Annotated in this window: 13 protein-coding genes; 11 read left to right on the top strand and 2 right to left on the bottom strand. The window is 57.1% G+C overall.

Features of this window, described 5'->3' with window-relative positions:
- Nucleotides 1-157 precede the first annotated feature (157 nt).
- On the top strand, nt 158-1,408 hold the full coding sequence (locus tag FAES_RS15675; RefSeq protein ID WP_015332216.1) for a protoporphyrinogen/coproporphyrinogen oxidase: 1,251 nt from the start codon (nt 158-160) through the stop codon (nt 1,406-1,408).
- Between the two features lie 11 nt (nt 1,409-1,419).
- Here FAES_RS15675 and FAES_RS15670 read toward each other — a convergent pair whose 3' ends face one another.
- Together FAES_RS15670 and FAES_RS15665 are read right to left on the bottom strand one after the other, a co-directional pair.
- Entirely contained in the window at nt 1,420-4,362 is a 2,943-nt protein-coding gene (locus tag FAES_RS15670) for a choice-of-anchor Q domain-containing protein (RefSeq protein ID WP_015332215.1), read from the bottom strand.
- A gap of 87 nt (nt 4,363-4,449) precedes the next feature.
- Entirely contained in the window at nt 4,450-6,189 is a 1,740-nt protein-coding gene (locus FAES_RS15665; RefSeq protein WP_015332214.1) for a tetratricopeptide repeat protein, read from the bottom strand.
- A gap of 191 nt (nt 6,190-6,380) precedes the next feature.
- On the opposite strand from FAES_RS15665, the gene FAES_RS15660 reads away from it, so the two are divergent.
- From FAES_RS15660 to FAES_RS15615, 10 genes are all read left to right on the top strand, one after another.
- Nucleotides 6,381-8,735, top strand: coding sequence for a glycoside hydrolase family 20 protein (locus FAES_RS15660; protein WP_041259028.1), 2,355 nt, complete (start codon nt 6,381-6,383; stop codon nt 8,733-8,735).
- A gap of 175 nt (nt 8,736-8,910) precedes the next feature.
- A complete protein-coding gene (locus FAES_RS15655) occupies nt 8,911-9,429 on the top strand; it encodes a Rad52/Rad22 family DNA repair protein (RefSeq protein WP_015332212.1) in 519 nt (172 codons plus the stop codon).
- A gap of 109 nt (nt 9,430-9,538) precedes the next feature.
- The gene (locus FAES_RS15650) at nt 9,539-10,039 is read left to right on the top strand and encodes a vitamin K epoxide reductase family protein (protein ID WP_015332211.1); all 501 of its coding nucleotides are present in this window, start codon (nt 9,539-9,541) and stop codon (nt 10,037-10,039) included.
- Nucleotides 10,040-10,351: 312 nt separating this feature from the next.
- Nucleotides 10,352-11,311 carry a fasciclin domain-containing protein gene (locus FAES_RS15645; RefSeq protein ID WP_015332210.1) on the top strand — a complete coding sequence of 320 codons (960 nt, stop codon included), beginning with the start codon at nt 10,352-10,354 and terminating at the stop codon, nt 11,309-11,311.
- A gap of 229 nt (nt 11,312-11,540) precedes the next feature.
- Nucleotides 11,541-14,609 (top strand): DNA polymerase I, encoded by a 3,069-nt coding sequence (gene polA, locus FAES_RS15640; protein ID WP_015332208.1) that lies wholly within the window; start codon nt 11,541-11,543, stop codon nt 14,607-14,609.
- A gap of 188 nt (nt 14,610-14,797) precedes the next feature.
- Complete coding sequence (tsaE, locus tag FAES_RS15635) at nt 14,798-15,220, top strand: tRNA (adenosine(37)-N6)-threonylcarbamoyltransferase complex ATPase subunit type 1 TsaE (RefSeq protein ID WP_041259027.1); 423 nt, start codon at nt 14,798-14,800, stop codon at nt 15,218-15,220.
- 73 nt (nt 15,221-15,293) lie between these two features.
- Nucleotides 15,294-16,508 (top strand): alanine dehydrogenase, encoded by a 1,215-nt coding sequence (locus FAES_RS15630; protein WP_015332206.1) that lies wholly within the window; start codon nt 15,294-15,296, stop codon nt 16,506-16,508.
- Between the two features lie 98 nt (nt 16,509-16,606).
- The gene (locus tag FAES_RS15625) at nt 16,607-17,011 is read left to right on the top strand and encodes a hypothetical protein (protein WP_041257941.1); all 405 of its coding nucleotides are present in this window, start codon (nt 16,607-16,609) and stop codon (nt 17,009-17,011) included.
- 302 nt (nt 17,012-17,313) lie between these two features.
- Nucleotides 17,314-19,776 (top strand): TonB-dependent receptor domain-containing protein, encoded by a 2,463-nt coding sequence (locus FAES_RS15620; RefSeq protein ID WP_015332204.1) that lies wholly within the window; start codon nt 17,314-17,316, stop codon nt 19,774-19,776.
- 319 nt (nt 19,777-20,095) lie between these two features.
- The gene (locus tag FAES_RS15615; RefSeq protein ID WP_015332203.1) at nt 20,096-20,683 is read left to right on the top strand and encodes a nucleotide exchange factor GrpE; all 588 of its coding nucleotides are present in this window, start codon (nt 20,096-20,098) and stop codon (nt 20,681-20,683) included.
- Nucleotides 20,684-20,729: the final 46 nt, after the last annotated feature.

Below are 20,729 nucleotides of genomic sequence, written 5' to 3'. Positions count from 1 at the left end.
TTGATCAGCGATAGATCGCCGACCTTGTCCGATCACTGCATTGCTACGAGTAGTACCCTAGTTTGGGGTTGTTGGTTCAGCAAGTTTGGCCCCTCGCCAAACAATCCGTTTTTTTGTCGCTAAACGATACCCCTACACGCATCATTACCCTACACGAATGCCGATTGTGATTATTGGGGCCGGGGTTGCCGGCCTGACCTGCGCCAACTACCTGCATCAGCGGGGCCGCGATGTGCTGGTGCTCGAAGCCAGCGATGGCGTGGGCGGCCGGGTCCGCACCGATCTGGTCGAGGGCTTCCGGCTCGACCGGGGTTTTCAGATTTTGCTGACGGCTTACCCCGAAGCTCAGCGCCTGCTTAACTACGCCGCGCTCGACCTGCGCCGGTTCCGGTCGGGGGCCCGTATCCACCACGACGAAGGCGGCGCGGGCGAACGCTGGATGACCCTGCTCAACCCGTTTACCGAGCCTCTGAGCATCGTTCAGACGCTGACCTCGCCCATCGGTACGCTGGCCGACAAGCTGCGGATCGTGGAGCTGATCCGGCACGTGCAGGGGATGTCGAGCGACGAGCTGTTCGGGCAGACCGCCACCTCCACGGCAACGTACCTGCGCGATTATGGCTTCTCGGAACAGATCATCGAGCGTTTCTTCCGGCCCTTTTTCGGGGGCGTTTTTCTGGAAGATGACCTGACCACGTCGAGCAATTTCTTTGAGTTCTGCTTTAAAAACTTTTTTCTCGGCGACGCGGCCATTCCCGCCCTGGGCATCGGGCAGATTCCGGCCCAGCTCGCCGGGCGCCTGCCCGCCGACAGCATCCGGCTCAACGTACCTGTGGCGCGGGTCAATGGCAACACCGTGCACCTCGCATCGGGCGAACACCTCACGGCAGCCACTGTTGTCATGGCGGTCGATGCAACAGCGGCGGCCCGGCTTCAGGGGCAAAACCCACCTGCGCCAACGGCGTTCAACCATACGACCTGCACCTACTTCGCGGCCCCAGCCAGCACACGCCCCGACAGTCTTGCGGCCGACAAACTGCTGGTGCTCAACACCCGGCGATCGTCGTCGGTACATAACATCGCGGTGATGACCGATATTTCGCCCGCCTATGCCCCCGCTGACCAACTGCTGATTTCAGTGAGTACGCAGGGACTGGAGCAAGTAGATGCGGCCGCGTTGGCGAAGCAGATCAAAACCGAACTGACCAGTTGGTACGGCGAGTCGGTGCAGGGGTGGCGTCACCTACGTACCTACCACTTGCCGCAGGCCCTTCCCGCTTATGGCCCGGAAGCTACCCGCCCCACGCTGCAACTGAGCAATCATCTGTACCAGTGCGGCGACCGGACCACGTACCCATCGCTCAACGCCGCCATGCAAACCGGCCGGATGGTAGCTGATATGATTTAACAGACCATTTATCATAAGCCAATCCGTAGCAAACTTTCGGCGCTGGTCTTCAACCGACCGGTGGCTTTGTAGCGCAAACTGCCCGCCTGGGCGGTATAACTGGGCGGTAAACTAACCATATGGCGCAGTTCGACAGCATCGGCAGCCGTGGGTACACGATTGACCGACCACACCGTGGGGTCGTCCCAACTGCCTGTTTTCACCGTAAACGCGATCACCTGCTGGTACTCGATGGCCCCGATGTCGACCTGCCCACTGACGATGCGGGGGTTGCCCAGAAAATCGGTAGGCGGCAGGCTTGTGGCCGAATAGAGGCCGTCATTTGTTGTGACACTGGCGGGGTTGCCGGCGTTGATGGCTGGCGAATTGGCCGATAGTACGACGCTGCCGGTGCTGGCAAAAGGCGAACCGACGGCCGTTAGGTTCGTGGGACTGTTTAGCCCATTCGTTGACGGATCGAACAGACAGTAGCTCGATGTGATCGTCGACGTTGCATCGGAGACATACACTGATCCCGGAGCATGGCCCCAGATGAGGCAGTTAACAACCAGCGCCTGCCCGTTGCTGTCTCCTTCCGATGTGTTCGACAACCAGCGACCCACTGTGGCCGAGTTGCTCAGAAACGTGCTGTTGATCAGTTGTATCTGTCCATATTGATTGTAGATAGCTCCGCCATTTGACGTAGCCCGATTGTTCAGAAAAACACTGTTGACAAACTTGGTTGTGGGTACCCCATACTGGTAAAAGCCACCTCCCTCGGCTGCCTGATTGTCCTGTAGCCAACAACCTACGCATTGCGAGCTGCCGAGCGTGTTGTATACCCCTCCGCCCCCACCAACGGCTGTGTTGCTGAGAAATACGCAATTAGTCATCGTGGCCTGATTGCCGCCGTAGTTGTATATCCCCCCCCCACCGTAGGCCGCTTTGGTAGCCCGGTTGGCGCGGAATAGACAATTGGTCAACACGGGGTTGGCACTACTGTTGTACAGTCCCCCACCGAGGTTGCTTATGTTGTTGGCAAAGAGGCAATTCTGGACTACTGGATTGCTGACTAAATTATACATACCACCGCCCCCAATAAAGTCGGTGTCGCTGCTGCCATTGCCGCTTGTAATCACGAAACCATCGAGCACTGCCGTGTTGTCCAACCAGTCGGTGTTGTTGCGCACAACATTATAGCTGTTGTCGGTGAGGCTATTGGGGTCGCCAATCTCGCCGCTGAGGGTACTACTGCTGGGCTGAGCGTTTACCGGGTTGACGGGGGGGCGCTGACTAAGCAGCGTTTCGGTGCCGACAAAACCACCCAACAAACTCACCTGATTCCGCAGCGAGAAACTGGCCGTTCGGTCATGGCCCGATGTGGGTCGGTACGTACCGGCGGCCACCCACACCTGCCCGTTGGGGCAACTGGCATTGATGCCCACCTGCAAGTCACTCAGAGCGGTGTTCCAGCTACTGCCGTTGCCCGTGCCGCCGGGCTTTATGTACAGGCGGCTGAAGGGGTTTACCAATACGTTTATGGGTATGGTGGTCACGCTTAGACACGCCCCCGTCACCGAAAGCGAGTACGTACCAGACGCGGTGCTTTGGGCATTGGGCACGCTAAGCGTGGCCGATGTGGCCCCCGATACCACAGTACCGTTGCGAAACCATTGGTAGGCAAACGGCCCCACACCCGACACGCTCACGGCAGCCGTAACGGTGGTACCCTGGCAGGCCGCCAACACGCCCGATGGCTGGCTAGTGATGACCACCGATGGCCCCTGGTATTCGATAGCCCCCATGTCGATTCGTCCGTCGGAGAAGCGTGGGTTACCCAGCAGGTCGGTGGTGGGCAGGGCTGTGGCCGAGTAGGGTGGGCTGTTGACCGTTGTGCTGGCAGGGTTGGCGGCGTTGACGGCGAGCGAGCAACCATTCAGGGCCACGCCTGAGGTGCTGGCGAAGGGGCTGACGGTGGCCGTCAGGTTATTGGTGCCTGTATAGCCAGTAGCTCCATTCTCGATGAGGCAGTAAGTCGCCACCAACGTGCCGCTATTACCAATGGCAGTGGCCCCCCGGTTGTTGTTCCACAGGATGCTGTTGGAGAGGCCCACGGTACCACTGTTGGAGATAGCACCACCAATCGCAAACCCAACGTTGGCCCAAAAGGTACAATTGGTAAGCTGCGTACTGCCGCCGTTGTTGCTGTTGTTGGCCAGTCCTGCACCCGCAGAAGCCGTATTATTCACAAACGAGCAGTTGATGAGGGTAGCGTTGCTGACGGTATTGGCCATGCCTCCACCCACGTTGGCAGCCCGGTTGTTTTCAAAGGCACAGTTGATGAGCAGGGGATTGCTCTTGTCATCGTTATTGAGCCCACCGCCCGATGTGGCCGAGTTGTTCCGAAATCTACAGTTACGCACGATAGGGCTACTGTTACGGATATACAGCCCTCCACCGAAGCGATCTGTACCGGGGCCGTCAGCACTGCCCCCAGCAATGGCAAAGCCGTCGAGAACGGCGGTATTGTTCAGGCCGACGCCCGTCAGTACATGGTAGCTGTTGTCGACCACATCAATCGCACCGATATCGCCCGACAGGATCGTTCGCCACCTGAAGGGTTGCCGGTCGCTCATCGTAGCGCCGGGATTGTTATTGGGGAAGCCCCCATACAGTTCCACACCGTTTAGAAGCGTAAAGCTGACGCTACGGTCAAAGGAAGGCGCAGGAACTGGGAAGTAGACCCCATCGGCTACCCAGACCTGCCCACCCGTGGCCGAGAGCGAGTTGATGGCTCCCTGTAAATTACTGGTAGCCGTAGCCCACGATGTAGCGCTGGCGGGGTTAGCGTAGGATGCCAAAGCATTTACGTAGCGAATGTTCTGAGCCAGGGTAAGGGTGGTCAGCAAAAGACACAGGCCAACAGCTCCGACCCAGCGAAAGGCATTGCGTTTAGGAAAACGAGCGAAGTTCATACACCAGTGTTGATTAGCTGATCAAAGCTGGCAGGTACATTGGCGGGGCGCAACGGCAGCGTCTGGACAAAATCTGGACAAAACCGCTCAGGAGGCTTCGAACAGGCCTTGCAGATACGTATCGCCCAGCGAACCGAGCTTTTTCCGTAGCCGGTAGCGCGATTTGTGGATACTGTCGGGCGAAACACCGAGCATGAACGCCATTTGTTTGGTTGGGACTTCCAGCTTTAGCAGCGTCAGCAAACGTACCTCGGCGGGGCTAAGCTCACCGTACGTTTGCCGAAGCTGTTGCAGAAAACCAGGGTGCGCCTGCTCGAACAGTTGGCGAAACTGTAGCCAGTCTTTGTCGGTCAGGATAACACTAGTAAGCAACGTACGGATGGAGTCGCTTTGGCTGGGCAGTGGGTCAGCCAAGTGCTGTCGGGCCAGGGCCAGTTCGTTCATCATTTGCTCGACCAACTGGTTTTTCGCGCTGAGCGAACGCACATACTGGACCAACTGTACCTGTGCATGGGCCAATTCGGCTTCGGCTTGTCGGCGTTGCTCGGCCAGCAGGGTACGTTCCTGTTCCAGCCGCCGCTGTTTTTGGCGGATGGCGTACAGTACCAGTGCCCCAATCAACAGCAAAGCCAGAATAACGATATTCCGGGTGGTAATGCCCCATTGCTTTTCAGTCTCGATTCGGCTCAGGTTGTTCAGGTACTTCTCCGCTTTCTGGGTATTATCGGCAGTGGTCAGGAGGGTACTGGTCCGAACGGCGAGCATCGAATCTTTCAGTACAACGGCCGAGTCGATGAAGCGTGCGCCCTGTTCGAGATCGCCCATTTTGCGATAATACAGCGCCATGACCTCGAAGTAGTCAAGTGGGTAGTTCGACCAGCGTACCCCAAGCAGCGCCCGGTTGGGGTGGGCCAGGTAGCGCCAGGCCTTCTCGGTGCTGTCGAGGGCCAGCAGGGCTTTAGCAATGTATAGCGATGTTTGTGCCGCGCTCTCCGGCACCCGCCGGTAGTTGAGGGCGACTTCCTTGTAGAGATAAGGTAAGGCTTCACGCGGTTTGCCGGACAGGCGGAGTGTATTGCCCAGATTACCGTAGCCAATTCCTTCGTAAGCTGTATCGCCAGCCGCTTTGGCCCGCCGAATCACCTGCCGGAAGGCCTGCTCGGCCAGTTTGTACTGCTCAAGCCGCAAATACGCCATTCCCAACGTGTTCCAATTCGTGTAATCGACGGCCAGGCCGGGGTTGGGGTATCGCTGAGCCTGTTCATAATACTGCACGGACCGCCGGTAGTCGCTGAATGAGTAGTAGATGCTACCCAGCGTCGACAAGTACTGGTGCGCTTCGGGAATATGGTCGTAGCCAATTTCTTCAAACAGGTTTCTGGCTCGAAATAGCCAGCGCAGGGCCTCTTCCAGTTTGCCCTGATGCAGCAGCCATTCGCCATAGTATATGTAGTAGGTTCCCCGCACGGCTGGCACCGGACACTGCGCCATACGCCCCTCGGCGGCCCGGAGCATCGTGATGGGTTTGTGCAGCCTCTTTTCGGCTACAACCCGACTGACAAACTGCTGCAACGTGGCGTACCAAAACAGCCGCTCGTCCTGTTGCTCCAACGCCAGCGTCCGCACACTGTCGAGCCAGCGAATGGCGGTTGTCGAGTCGGCGAAGGAGTTACGGGCATGGGTAGTCATGATATGCCAGCGCAGCGTTTCCCGGCAAATAGCCAGTAGCCGCCTGTCGGGCGAGAGCGACCGCAGCGTATCTACCTGCGCCCACCCGTCGGGTAGCAACAGCCCCCAACCCAGCAACAATCCAACAAGAAAGCGCATCGTGCAGGATACAGAAAATCAGTTAAGCAAATATGCCTGATCGATTAGGCAGTATTTACAACGTTAGGCAGCGTTCTGGTCGCTTTCGCGAAAATTTATCAGTTGGCTGAGGGAGACTTTATTTGGTAATCACCGTCTGGTATGGCTTATTGATGACAAAAATCTATAGTTCGACGACCAAACCGCATCTGATGCTTACCCAATCACTCAAAACGCTCGTCTTCCTCTTTGTAGCCCTGTCGGCACTGGCCCAGACCCCGCCCCAGCCCGACAACGAATACAACCTAATCCCCTTCCCTGCCCGATTTAGCGGCGGTGCCGGGCGTTTTTCGCTTAGCAATTCTACCCGCATTCTGGCCGCAGCCAAAGACCCCGCCCAGCAAGCCGCCGCGCAACTGCTGGCTAATCAATTGAAACTGACCAGCGGATTGCCTATCGCCGTAGCAGCCCCAACGCCCGCCCTGTTAAAAGGCCGCAACATTGTCTTTGAGAAGCATACCGAAGGGCGCTGCGGCCCCGAAGGCTACACACTACGGGTAACGCCCGACGGCGTACGCGTGACGGCCGAAACGCCCAAGGGCTATTTCTACGCCGTGCAGACGCTCATGCAGTTGCTGCCGTCCGCCGTGTATGGCAACGTACCTGCGCCGTCGGCCAACTGGTCAATGCCCGCCTGCGACCTGCTCGACCGGCCGCGCTTTGCCTACCGGGGGCTGATGCTCGACGTGAGCCGCCACTTCATGCCCGCCTCGTTCATCAAGAAGTTTATCGACGTGATGGCCATGCAGAAGATGAACACCTTCCACTGGCACCTTACCGACGACCAGGGCTGGCGCATTGAGATCAAGAAATACCCGAAGCTCACCCAGGTGGGTTCGCAGCGGAGCGAGACGCTCATTGGCCACTACGCCGAAAACTACCCGCAGCAGTATGACGGCAAGCCCTATGGTGGTTTCTACACGCAGGAGCAGATTAAAGACGTGGTGCGCTACGCCGCCGCCCGCCACGTCACCATCGTACCCGAAGTTGAGCTGCCGGGCCACGCGCTGGCGGCGCTGGCCGCTTACCCCGAACTGGGTTGCGAACCGAGCAAAGGTTACGCGGTGGGCACCCGTTGGGGCGTCATTCGGGATGTGTATTGCCCGTCGGACAAAACGTTCTCATTTATTCAGGACGTGCTCACGGAGGTGATGGCCCTTTTCCCCGGCAAATACATCCACATTGGGGGCGATGAATGTCCCAAAGACGCTTGGAAGAACAGTGCGTTTTGCCAGGCGCTGATCAAGAAACTGAAGCTCAAGAATGAAGAGGAACTGCAAAGCTATTTCATCCAGCGGGTCGAGAAGTTCGTGAACAGCAAGGGCCGGGCCATCATCGGCTGGGATGAGATCCTGGAAGGCGGCCTGGCGCCCAACGCCACCGTCATGAGCTGGCGGGGCATTCAGGGCGGCATCGAAGCGGCCAAACAGAAGCATAACGTGGTCATGACGCCGGGTCAGTTTTGCTACCTTGATAAGTACCAGGCCGACCCCGCCACCGAACCGCTGACCATTGGCGGTTACCTGCCACTCGAAAAAGTCTATACCTACGAACCCGTCCCGACCGAACTGGCGGCGAGTGAGCAGAAGTTCATTCAGGGTGTGCAGGGCAACATCTGGACGGAGTACATCAAAACGCCCGACGCCGTCGAATACATGGCCTTCCCGCGGGCCGTAGCCCTGGCCGAAATCGGCTGGACACCCGCCGGGCCGCGCAACTTCGAGGATTTTACTACCCGGCTGAAAACCCACCTGCAACGCCTCGACCGGAAGCAGGTCAACTACGCCAAACGGTTGCTCGACGTGCGGGCCGAAACGCAGTTTACGGGCGAAGGGGCGGCAACACCCGGTCAGCTTCAGGTGCGGCTTGGCAAACTGGACACCGACAGCAAGATTTACTTCACCACGAACGGCAAAGAGCCCCGCGTGGATGCATCGACGGAGTACATCGCCCCCATCACCCTGACGAAAACCACGACGATCCGGGCCATTACCGTGCCAGCCAACGATAAACCGTTTTCGGAGACGTTTTACATCCACCGGGCCAAAGGCAAACCGTATACCTACGTTGGCAACGTACCTGGCGACGACGGGCGTAAGAAGCTCACCGACGGGCAGGTAGCCAGCAGCCCCAAAGACGATCGCCCGTGGGTGCAGGTAGGTGGCGCCGACATTCAGCTTACCATCGATCTGGGCGAGGTGAAACCCGTTACGAAGGTGTCGCTGTCCTTTCTGAAAAAGGTGATGTTTGGCGTGTTGCCGCCTAAATCGGTCGAGGTGGCCCTCTCGCGGGAAGGCGATTCGTTCAAAGAAGCCATCGCCCAGCCCATCAACGAACCGCTGGAAGGGCCGTGGCGTATCGTACCCGCCGTGGCCGACTTCAAAACGGCCCGCGCCCGCTACATCCGCGTTACGGTCAAGAACTACGGCAACGTACCCAACGACCCCACCAACGAACGCAGTGGCCGCCCCGCCTCCCTGGCTATTGACGAGGTAATCGTCGAGTAAACTACGCGATAACACAGCGGTCCACAGAGGCAATTAGCGATTCGCAGCGGTTATTGTTTTGTGGAAACGCTTTGCGAATCTCCGTGTCTGTTTGCGAATCGCAGCGTCACAGTATTTATCCGACAAAAACCCGTTTTTACGCACATAAACCCGCTTTTTTTCGTATATTCAGGGTATGGAACAGACAACGAATTCACTTGAGATATTGACCCAGCCAATCCAGCCTGAAGAGATTGAATGGCGGGTTCAGATGCAGACCAAAACCGGCAAAATAATCGTGGTGCCCTACATCACCAACCGCTGCGTGATGGAGCGGTTCGACCGGCAGTTTGGCTGGCAGAACTGGCAGAATGAGATCACCGAGATTCAGGGGGGCTTTCTCTGCAAAATCACCGTTACGGTGCCCGCCACGCATTCGGCGCCGGCCGTGTCGCTCGCCAAAATGGACGGAGCCAGTCGCACCGACATCGAGCCAGTGAAAGGCGGTATTTCGGATGCCATGAAACGCTGCGCTGTGCAGTTTGGTCTTGGTCGTTCCCTGTATAACTACCCCCGTGTCATGATCGACACGCCCGATAAATTCATTCCCGACTGGGCTACGCAGCAGTTGGACGTGCTGGTCAAAAAAATCAACGATGGCAGCTACCGGGGCGGCGACTTGGTCGTTCTGAAGGCATCTTACCAGAAAGCGTAACAACGCCCAACACTAGGTTTGAGGCGATCCGGCCCCGGTCGGTTGGACCTCAAACCTATTTTTTTAACCCTCTCGGTTGTCACGGCGTTAGGTGCAAAAACACAACGTTATGACACCGCAACAACTCTCCCATGAGCTTCGGGAAGAACAGTCTCCCGATCTCAACCGCCGCCGCTGGATCATCGGCCTATCCATGGCCGGCGCAGCCATCGGGCAGGTCGTCACCCTTTACCAGACGGGCATCATCAACCGCCTGCCCGACCCGCCCCTCCCCTTCATCGACTCCAACCGGGTCAACGCCTCGAACTACGCCTACAAGCGCGCTCAAACGCCCGACGCCGTGCTGATGATCCTCACCTATGGCCTGACGGCCTGGGCCGCCGCAGCCGGTGGAAAAGACCGCGCCAGCAACACCCCCGCCCTACCCATCGCCATGGGCCTGAAAACCATCGCCGACACGGCCACCAACCTGCAACTGGCCCGGGAAGAATGGCAGGATAACAAGGCTTTCTGTGCCTACTGCCAGACGGCATCGCTGCTGTCGGTCGCCTCGGTCGCGCTGGCTGTACCCGAGATGGTGCGGGCCTTTCGAACTCTATTCCGACGCTAACCATACCGGGTTACCCCGTTGACACGATGGAGTAACCCGGCGCGGCGCCGTCTGGGTCAGCCCCACACGATCAGATTAGACCTTCATTAGAATGCGGCTTACCCATAAGTAGCCGCTACCTACAATGAGCGTTTGATTATCAGGCACTTGTTCAGCGCTGGACGGATTCTGCTTTTGCCTACTAGTGGCGAATAAACCGGTTCTGTTTAACCTTTGCAGAAAAACATTAAACAAAACTGAACGACGCCAGTTAAAGTAGCTGTTACCGATCTGTTATTTTTTCAAATTAACACTAACGTCAACTGTAACACTATGCATTTCAGTCAACATCCCTTTCGGACACTGGCAGGCTGTCTGCTCCTCTTCGTCACTCTTTTTGCCAGCAGCTGCAAAAAAGACGATACGCCGGCCACGCAGACCAATACCATCACTGACATCGTGCAGTCCGACAGCCGGTTTACTATTCTTCGGGCGGCGGTTATCAAAGCGGGTCTGGCCGACGCGCTCCGTAGCGGTTCACTCACCGTCTTTGCCCCAACCGACGATGCCTTCCGGGCAGCCGGTATCACTACTGACGCCATTAGTAGCTCAACGGCGGCGCAACTCACGCCAATTCTTCAGTACCACGTGCTCAATAGCCGGGTGCCGGCAGCCAACATTCCCACGGCAGCCAACACGCCTCAGCAAACGTTGCTGACCACCAATGGCACGGTTTATATCACGAAAACGGGCAACAACGTGTCAGTCAACGGGCGGCGAGTAACCATCGCCGACGTACCTGCTGACAACGGGGTGGTACATGTCATCGACGGGGTTCTGATGCCGCCGACAGGTGACGTTGTTGCCGCTGTGATTGCCGATCCCCAGAATTATAGCCTACTGGCTCAGGCCGTGCAACGGGCCGGTGCAGGTGTCATCACGGCGCTTCAGTCAACCACGGCCGCCACGCTGTTTGCGCCAACCAACCAGGCATTCATCGACGCGGGGCTCAGTGCAACGGCCATTGCCGCTACTCCCGCGGCTACGCTTCAGCGGGTATTATCGTATCACGTGGTTCCGGGTCGTGTCTTTTCAACGCAACTTACCGACGGCCTGACCAGCCCGACGCTGTTGGGTGCCACCCCTACCCTCCGCTTTGGCGTGACGGGAACCGGCGTAACCGTGACGGGCGCGGGGAATGGCACCAGTGCGTCGAACGTAACGAGCGCCAACATCTTGACGACCAACGCCGTCATTCACCGGATCGATCGGGTGCTCCTGCCGGGCTCCTGACGAATGACTCCTTTTTTCATCCTTTCGATGAGCGGCTCCGTCCGGTTCATGCTGTTGCCTTTCGCACAGTGTGGGCCGGACGGAGCCTTTTTTCGGTGACCGTCTCCTCAGAAACCGGAATCAAAAGGGCATACAGCCTGTTGTTTTTTTAGAGTCATTTGTAGTCATAGACGGTCATCCGTCGGCATTCACGGCCCATGACAATCGATGACTGCAACTGACTTTTATAATGGCAAAACCACAGCATAAACTCTTTCTGCTCGACGCCCTGGCGCTTATTTACCGGGCCCACTTCGCCTTTAACAAAAGCCCGCGCATCTCGTCGAAAGGCGTGAACACCAGCGCCGTTTTTGGCTTCATGAACTCGCTCATGGAGGTGTTGCAGAAAGAGAAACCTACGCACATCGGTGTCGCCTTCGACCACTCGAAAAAGACCTTCCGGCACGAGCAGTTTCCGATGTACAAAGCCACCCGGCAGTCGCAGCCCGAAGACATTTCGGTAGCCATTCCTTATATCAAGCAGATCGTGGAAGCCATGAACATCCCGATGCTGATCAAGGAAGGCTACGAAGCCGACGACATCATCGGCACACTGTCGCTCAAAGCTTGTCAGGCGGGCGATTTCGAGGTGTACATGATGACGCCCGACAAAGACTACGGGCAGTTGGTCAATGACTGTGTGTTTATCTACAAGCCCGCGTTCATGGGCAAACCGGCCGAAAAGCAGGGCGTTAAAGAAATCTGCGAACGCTGGGGCATCGAGCACGTGGGGCAGGTGATCGACATGCTCGGGCTCATGGGCGATTCGGTCGACAACATTCCGGGCATTCCGGGCATTGGCGAGAAGACGGCGCAGAAACTGGTTGCCGAATTTGGCAGCGTTGAAAACCTCATCGCCAACGCCGATCAGCTGAAAGGCAAGCTCAAGGAAAACGTGGTCCAGTACGGGCAACAGGGGCTATTGTCAAAAGAACTGGCTACGATTCATCTGGAGGTGCCGGTGCCGTTCGACGAAGCCGCCCTGCGCCTGACCGACTACGATAGGCCCCGGCTCGCCGCCCTGCTTGACGAACTGGAGTTCCGGCAGATGAAGACCCGACTGCTGGGCGACGATCCCGCTCCGGCGGGGCAAGCCTTCCCAGCGGCCACTGCCAAACCGGCCAATGGGCAGATGGGCCTGTTCGACCCGGCCCCGGCCTTTATGCCCATGCCAGCTGCCTCGCCCAGCGGCGCCGACGATCTGCCTTTTCAGTTTGACGACACCTTTGCCCAGGCTCTGGCCACGCCGGAACCGAAGAAAGCGCGCGGCAAAAAAACGCCCGTCAACGTACCTGTGGCATCCGGCGAAGCGGCCACACCCGACGCCGTTACCGACTCGGCGGGCTCCGAATACGCACCGGGTGCCGAACTGCCCACGAGCGTAGCTAGTTGGGGCGACGATGCGCACGAAATTGAGCTCGACCCCAACTTCTCGGCCGAACCCCGCAAGACCATCCACTCGGTGTTGCACGATTACCGGCTGGTGGACACGCCCGAGTTGCGCGCCGCGCTGGTCACGTACCTGAACGAGCAAACCAACGTCTGCTTCGACTCCGAAACCACCGCCCTCGACCCCGTGGAGGCCGATCTGGTGGGCATGTCGTTTTCGTATCGCAAAGGCGAGGCGTTCTACGTACCGGTCCCCCCCGACCGGGCCGAGGCGCAGGCGGTCGTGGACGTGTTCAAGCCGTTTTTTGAAAATGAAGCCATCGAGAAAGTCGGCCAAAACCTGAAGTATGACCTGCTGATGCTCAAGAAGTACGGCGTGGTAGTACGCGGGCCGCTTTTCGATACCATGCTCGCCCACTACCTGATTGAGCCTGAACAGCGGCACAACATGGACGTGATGGCCGAGGTGTACCTCAACTACGCGCCGGTAGCCATCGAATCGCTGATCGGGAAAAAAGGCAAGGGGCAGCTCACCATGCGCGAGGTCGACGTGCAGCAGGTGGTGGAATACGCGGGCGAAGACGCCGACGTGACCCTGCAACTGCGCGACACCTTCGAGCCGATGCTCAACAAAGACAACCTCCACAAGCTGTTCGATCAGGTCGAGATGCCGCTCGTGCGCGTGCTGGCCGATCTGGAGCTGGAGGGCATCACCCTCGACACCGGCGCGCTGAAAGAGCTGTCGGCCACGCTCGACACCGACATGCGGCAGGTGCAGAGCGAGATTTACGAGATTGCGGGCGGCGAATTCAACATCGGCTCACCCAAGCAGTTGGGCGAGGTGCTGTTCGACAAACTCAAACTCGACAAGAACGCCAAGAAGACCAAAACCGGGCAGTACGCCACCGGCGAAGAGGTACTCTCGAAGCTGGAAGCCGAAAACCCGATTATCGGCAAAATCCTGGATTACCGGGAGCTGATCAAACTGAAGAATACCTACGTTGATGCGCTGCCGCTGCTGATTTCGTCACGTACCGGTCGCGTGCATACGTCGTTCAATCAGGCCGTTGCGGCGACGGGCCGTCTGTCGAGCACGAACCCGAACCTGCAAAACATTCCGATACGTACCCCGCGCGGTCAGGAGATCCGGAAAGCGTTTGTGCCCCGCTCAGACGAATTCTTGATTATGTCGGCCGACTATTCGCAGATCGAGTTGCGCATCATGGCGGCCTTTAGCGGCGACCAGACCATGCTCGACGCCTTCAACAACGGCATCGACATCCACACGCAGACGGCGAGCAAGGTGTTTCACGTACCCATCAGCGAGGTAACGGGCGAGATGCGCCGTAAAGCCAAAACCATCAACTTCGGGATTATCTATGGTATCTCGTCGTTTGGATTGGCGCAGCGGCTCAAGATTCCGCGTAAAGAAGCGAGCCAGATCATCGAGGAATACTTCCAGGAGTTCCCGGCGGTGAAGGCGTATATGGATCAGAGTATCGAGAAAGCGCGCGGCTTTGGCTACGCCGAAACGATTCTGGGCCGTCGGCGGTACCTGCGCGACATCAACTCCCGCAACATCACCGACCGCATGTTTGCCGAGCGCAACGCCATCAACGCCCCCATTCAGGGCAGCGCCGCCGACATGCTGAAGATTGCCATGATCCGCATCCACGAATTCATGTCGCAGGAGCAGCTCAAATCGAAGATGATCCTCACCGTGCATGACGAACTGGTGTTCGACGCCCACAAGTCGGAGCTCGATTACCTCAAGGAAAACGTCGATCGCATTATGAAAACCGCCATTCCGATGGCCGTTCAGATGGAAACCGGTGTGGGCTTCGGCGAAAACTGGCTCGTCGCGCACTAAAAAGGTGGGGACGCCGATGAAGCGGATTTTAAGGGATGATCACGGATGTCAAGCGGGTCAATCGGCATCTGCTACTATTGATAAATGAACCCGCGATCATCCCCTAAATCCGCTTCATCCAGATGCCTTTCGTTTCTACCCCGCCCAACGGCGGGGTTTTTTGTATCTTTGTCTATACGTTTTGCCTCATGACTCAAACTTTTACGCAACTCGACGAACTGGACACGGTGGCTCAGCAGTTGGTGGCCGAAGCCGACAACCTGCACGTGTGGCTGTTTGAGGGAGAGATGGGCGTTGGCAAAACCACGCTGATAAAAGCCCTTTGCCGGGCGGTTGGCGTAGTGAGCGTAGTCCAAAGCCCGACCTTCGGGCTGGTCAACGAGTACAGCACCCAAACCGGCGATTCAGTCTATCATTTTGACTGTTACCGCCTCCGCAATGAGGCCGAAGCGCTCGACATCGGCCTCGACGAATACCTCGATTCCGGGGCGTATTGCTTTATCGAATGGCCCGAACGCATCGAATCGCTCTGGCCACCAACCTATTACCTCATCCAACTGACGGCCGACCCGAACGGCGTCCGCACCGTAGAAACCAAGCGTGTTCAATGACCGCCAGCTTCGGTTGCCTTAGTCAGGCACTCAGCTCGTACACACCGCGCATTGTTCATTAACCTCCCCTTTCATGACTGGCTTCGAAGAACTAGCGAAACAAACAGCCCTGTATACCAAAGAGTCGCCCGCGCCCGTCAAGAGTTCGCAGCATAGTTTGCTCATTGGCTTACCCCGAGAAGTTTCGTTACAGGAAAATCGCATCGCCCTGACGCCCGAAGCCGTGGCTATTCTGGTGCGCAACGGCCATGAAGTGATCGTCGAAACGGGCGCCGGCATCGGTGCCAAGTTCAGCGATTCGGACTACAGCGAAGCGGGTGCGCAGATTGCCAAATCGCCCAAAGAAGTATACGAAGCCAACCTGATCCTGAAAATCGAGCCGCTGGTCGACGATGAATTTCAGCACCTGAAACAGGGAACTACGGTTATTTCGGCCCTGAACCTGCCCGCCCACGAACGCCCTTACTTCGAAAAGCTTAACGAGCGCCACATCACCGGCATTGGCTACGAATACATCGAGGATCAGGCGGGTGGTATGCCCGTCATCCGGTCGATGAGCGAGATTGCGGGCAGCACCGTCATGCTCATTGCCGGGGAATACCTCAGCAGCAGCGCCAACGGCCGGGGCATCATTCTGGGCGGTATCACGGGCGTTCCGCCTACCAAAGTCGTCTTCCTGGGCGCGGGTACCGTCACCGAATACGCCACCCGCACGGCCCTGGGCATGGGGGCCGACGTGAAGGTGTTCGACAAGGACCTCTACAAACTTCAGCGCTTCAAATACGCCGTGGGTACGTCGGTCTACACGTCGATCCTTGATTCTGACACGCTGACCGAGGCCATCGAACGGGCCGACGTGGTGATTGGTGCCCTCCGCGCCGACGACGGCCTGAGCCCGGTGGTGGTGACCGACGAAATGGTGTCGCGCATGAAACCCAATTCGGTGATCATCGACGTGGCCATCGATCAGGGCGGCAATTTTGCGACCTCACGCATGACGTCGCACAAAAACCCGACGTTCCGCACCCACGAAGTCATTCATTTCTGCGTGCCCAACATCGCCGCCCGCGTGGCGCATACGGCGAGCATGGCCCTGAGCAACATCTTCCTGCCGTTTCTGCTGCAAACCGGCACTAACGGTGGCATCGAAGCCATGATCTACGCCAACCGCTGGTTTATGCGCGGCGTCTATTGCCACAAAGGCACGCTCACCAACCTGTACATCGCCCGCAAATTCGGCATGCGCTTCAAAGACCTGGAACTGTTGCTCGGGGCCAGCCGGTTTTAGGTGTAGTTTGACGTTTGTCGTTTACCGGTTGATGTTTTGTTCGAAGCGGTATACGGCAGCACCACGTCAAACGGTAAACGACAAACGTCAAACCAACCGTGATTAATAACAGTAACGAAAACGTCCTGATGGACGACGCCAACTCGCCCGACCTTAACAAGAAGTTGATGGGCATGGTGTCGGAAGATTTTGTGCAGGTGGCCGACGCGCTGAAAGAAGCCTCGTACCAGATCAGAAAGCGCGGCTTTTCGGACTACCCGGTATTTGTCGCGTCGAAAAAACGCATCCCAATCGGGCAGCTGCTATTCGGTGAGGGCGATCTGGGCAACACCTTTACCTACAACGCCTCGTTTTTCGATGAGTTTGTACAGCGCGAACTCATCGGCGAAGATTCGTATGATCTCTGGAAAGAGAATTACAAAAACCCCGACGAGTACTGCTGCCTGTTTGTCGTCATCGGTGAGTTTACAGGTTTTGTTTACATTCCTTACCCCGAAGATTAGCCAGCGCTACGGTTCTATTCATTCGCATGAAAGCCCGATTCTCTCTCAGAATCGGGCTTTTTTGTTATTGACTCTATGTCGTTGACGGCTGATTTTAGGCTGTTCATCCCGTTTTTTTGGTGGTTCATGCAACGGACCCAGGTACTGATCGCATCTGTTGGGTAATCTTGCTTCCAGCCAATCCACGTTCGCCTTTTAACCACTGACCGAGGCTTTCAGACCGTTGGTGTAAGATCAGGTACTATGTAGTGCATAGTACCTTTGCTTTACAACATCATCTACGGCACTCGCCTCATTACACCATGCGTACCTTCTCTCTACTCTTCGTTTTAGCCGGACTTTTTTTTCAGACCGCGTTGGCTCAACAGGCGGCGGTTAAAGGCAGCATTCACGGCCGCTGCGTCGATCAGGCCGACAAGGCTATGCCCTTCGCCACGCTCCTGCTCGTGCGCAGTGCCGACTCAACGCTCGTAAAGGGAGCCGTAGCCGACGTTGAGGGTGCTTACGCGTTCGAGAACATCAGTGCCGGACAGTACCGGCTGTCGGCGCAGATGGTTGGGTACGTTAAAACGTATAGCGAACCGTTCACGATTGACGCCGATCACGCCACCGTCAGCCTTCCGGTGCTTAAACTGGCCGAAGAGCAGAAAAAGCTGGCCGAAGTAACGGTAGTTGCCAAGAAGCCCTTCATCGAGCAACAGGTCGACCGCACGGTTGTCAACGTGGAAAACAGCGTAGTATCGGCGGGGAACACCTTGCTCGAAGTGCTGGAAAAAGCACCCGGTGTCACCGTCGATCAGCAGAACGACGCCATCAAGGTGCGGGGCAAAGGCGGCGTAATCGTCGAAATTGACGGCAAACGCTCGTACCTCTCGACCCAGGAGCTGATGAACCTGCTCCGCAATACCCCCAGCGACAACGTGGAGAAAATCGAGGTGATTACCAACCCGTCGGCCAAGTACGATGCGGCGGGCAACTCCGGGATCATCAACATCCGGTTCAAGAAAAATAAGAATTTAGGCACTAACGGCACCATCACCCTCGGCACTGGCCAGACACTACAACCCAATGGACGCGGCCGGGCCACGACCTCGCTCAACCTGAACCACCGCGCGGGTAAAGTCAACCTGTTTGGCAATTACAGCTACGGTTATTACGAGAATTTCAACACCAATAACATCTACCGCCGCATTCCTTTTAACGATAACGTTACCTACTTCGATCAGCACACCAGCCGGGCCAGCTTCAGTCATGACCACAATTTCAAAGTAGGTGCCGACTGGTCGTTGAGCAAAAAAACGACCCTGGGTGCGCTGTTCAGCGGCTTCACCGAAAACTGGAATCAGCCGGCGGGCGAAAGCAAAACCGACATTCTGGATGAGCAGTTGGCCGTAACGCGCCGCTTTACGACCGTGAGCACGGTGGGTAATCGCCTCACCAACCTCAACTACAACCTGAATGCCAAGCATCAGTTTGACGACAAAGGCCACGAACTCAGCGCCGACGTCGATTACGTGACCTACGACGGCAGCTCGCGCAACCAGTTGGGCACCCAGTTTTTCACGCCCGACTACGTACCCAGCGGCCGCCCCGATTCGGTACGGAACACAATGCCGTCGGCCATCCAGATTCTGGTCGGGAAAGTCGACTACGCCCATCCGCTCAAGAAAGGCAAACTGGAGATGGGCTTGAAAGCCAGCCGCGTCGAATCGGACAACAACCTGACGTTTGAAACTAAAACGGACGTATGGGCCAACGACCCCACCCGCTCAAACCGCTTCATCTATACCGAGCAGATTTCGGCCGCCTACGTCAACTACAGCACGCAACTGAGCAAGAAAACGCAGCTACAGGCTGGCTTGCGCCTCGAACACACCAACTCGGTGGGCAACTCGGTTACGCTCAACGACCGCCGCGAGCGCGACTACACCAACCTGTTTCCGAGTGTGTTTCTGACCCAGCAACTCGACACCAACAACGCGCTGTCGCTCAACTACAGCCGCCGCATCGACCGCCCGAACTACCAGAACCTGAACCCGTTCGTGTTCTTCCTCGACCCCTACACCTATCAGCAGGGTAACCCGAACCTGCGCCCGCAGTTTACGCACGCGCTGCAACTGACGCACACCTTCAAGCAGTCGTTTATCACCACGCTGGCCTACAGCCGCATCAGCGACGCCATCCTCGACGAAGTGCCACGCCAGATTGCCGCCGAGAACAAAACGTTCGTCACCAGTGAGAACATCGACCACCAGGACAACCTCAGCCTGACGTTCAGTTTCCCGCTGCCGGTGACCAAATGGTGGCAGATGCAGACCAACGTGTCGGCCTTCTACAACAACTACAAGACCGTCTACAACGATCAGTTGCTCACGCTGCAACAGACATCGTGGAACGCCTACACCAGCCAGAATTTCACGCTCAGCAAGACCCTCAACCTGGAAGTGAGTGGCTACTACAATGGAGCGGGGGTGTATGGCTTCTACCGCTTCCGGCCGCAGGGGGCGCTATCGATTGGTCTGCAAAAACAACTTTGGGAGAAACGCGGCCGCCTGAGCCTCAACATGAACGATATCTTCTGGACCAACCGCTTCCGGGGTATCGCCCAGTTCCAGGACATCGACTTCGCGGTCAGTTCATTCTGGCAAAGCCGCGTCGTTCGGGCCACGTTCACGTACCGGTTTGGCAATCAGCAGGTGAAAGCCGCCCGGCAGCGCAACACCGGTGCCGATGATCTGAAATCACGCATGAAAGGAGGCAATTGAGTTTGCCGCCCGATAGCAGAGGGTTGCGGGTAAGCGACCTAAGGTCAATCGCCAGCCGTCATACAACGCTTTTGTTTAGGTTAAGTCAACCGAAAAGCCGCTCTCGCCATGAAGAGCGGCTTTTTTGTTAACGAGTGAACGAGCAAATGAGTGAATCGGCTGACGCAGGCATACTAAACGCGTCAGCCAATTCACTCATTCGCTCGTTCACTCGTTAACTCTCTGTCTCATCGTGTCATCTTGTCAGCCTGATGGCGATTGGCAATGGTTTTGCGCGTAGGTTTGCGGCCTGTTTTAGCAATAAATACGACCTGTTTGTATGGAAAATAAAGACATTGTGGACGAGTCATCGACCGCACCTGACAACTCAACCGAAAACCTGACGACCGAAGAGGCAGAAACGATCAATGGCGGGACGCCCGACGACCTGATCGATCTGGCAGCGGCAGCGCCGGCGGCCGAAGCCGCGCCCGTCGGCTCCGAACTGGCCGAGTTGAAAGATAAATACCTGCGCCTCTACGCCGATTTCGAAAACTTCCGTCGGCGCACGGCCAAGGAGAAGCTGGACCTAATCGCCAATGCCAACGAAGGGCTGCTCGTTTCATTGCTGCCTGTCGTCGATGATTTCGAGCGGGCCATGCAGTCTATCGGTACCTCGGCCGACCCGGCGGCGGCGCTGGAAGGTATCAAACTGATTCACAACAAGTTTGTCAAGACCCTGGAAGGCAAAGGCCTCAAGCCCATGACCAGCAAAGGCGAGCCGTTCAACGCCGATCTGCACGAGTCGGTAACGCAATTCCCGGCCCCGAGCGACGATCTGAAGGGTAAAGTCATCGACGAAGTCGAGCGCGGATACCTCCTCAACGACAAAGTCATCCGCTACGCAAAAGTGATTGTAGGAGCATAACTCAATGAACAATGTATGCTGCACAATGTACAATGACACGGTATAG

This window comes from Fibrella aestuarina BUZ 2 (genome assembly GCF_000331105.1).
GTDB lineage: Bacteria > Bacteroidota > Bacteroidia > Cytophagales > Spirosomataceae > Fibrella > Fibrella aestuarina.
The sequence above is the reverse complement of the archived record's forward strand: the minus strand, read 5'-3'. Positions and strand labels throughout refer to the sequence as shown.

Excerpts from the sequence above, each read along its gene's own strand:
- FAES_RS15620 (WP_015332204.1), top strand. The coding sequence starts at position 17,314 with ATGCGTACCTTCTCTCTACTCTTCGTTTTAGCCGGACTTTTTTTTCAG.
- FAES_RS15670 (WP_015332215.1), bottom strand. The coding sequence starts at position 4,362 with ATGAACTTCGCTCGTTTTCCTAAACGCAATGCCTTTCGCTGGGTCGGA.
- FAES_RS15615 (WP_015332203.1), top strand. The coding sequence starts at position 20,096 with ATGGAAAATAAAGACATTGTGGACGAGTCATCGACCGCACCTGACAAC.
- tsaE (WP_041259027.1), top strand. The coding sequence starts at position 14,798 with ATGACTCAAACTTTTACGCAACTCGACGAACTGGACACGGTGGCTCAG.
- polA (WP_015332208.1), top strand. The coding sequence starts at position 11,541 with ATGGCAAAACCACAGCATAAACTCTTTCTGCTCGACGCCCTGGCGCTT.
- FAES_RS15660 (WP_041259028.1), top strand. The coding sequence starts at position 6,381 with ATGCTTACCCAATCACTCAAAACGCTCGTCTTCCTCTTTGTAGCCCTG.
- FAES_RS15650 (WP_015332211.1), top strand. The coding sequence starts at position 9,539 with ATGACACCGCAACAACTCTCCCATGAGCTTCGGGAAGAACAGTCTCCC.
- FAES_RS15630 (WP_015332206.1), top strand. The coding sequence starts at position 15,294 with ATGACTGGCTTCGAAGAACTAGCGAAACAAACAGCCCTGTATACCAAA.
- FAES_RS15655 (WP_015332212.1), top strand. The coding sequence starts at position 8,911 with ATGGAACAGACAACGAATTCACTTGAGATATTGACCCAGCCAATCCAG.
- FAES_RS15665 (WP_015332214.1), bottom strand. The coding sequence starts at position 6,189 with ATGCGCTTTCTTGTTGGATTGTTGCTGGGTTGGGGGCTGTTGCTACCC.
- FAES_RS15675 (WP_015332216.1), top strand. The coding sequence starts at position 158 with ATGCCGATTGTGATTATTGGGGCCGGGGTTGCCGGCCTGACCTGCGCC.
- FAES_RS15645 (WP_015332210.1), top strand. The coding sequence starts at position 10,352 with ATGCATTTCAGTCAACATCCCTTTCGGACACTGGCAGGCTGTCTGCTC.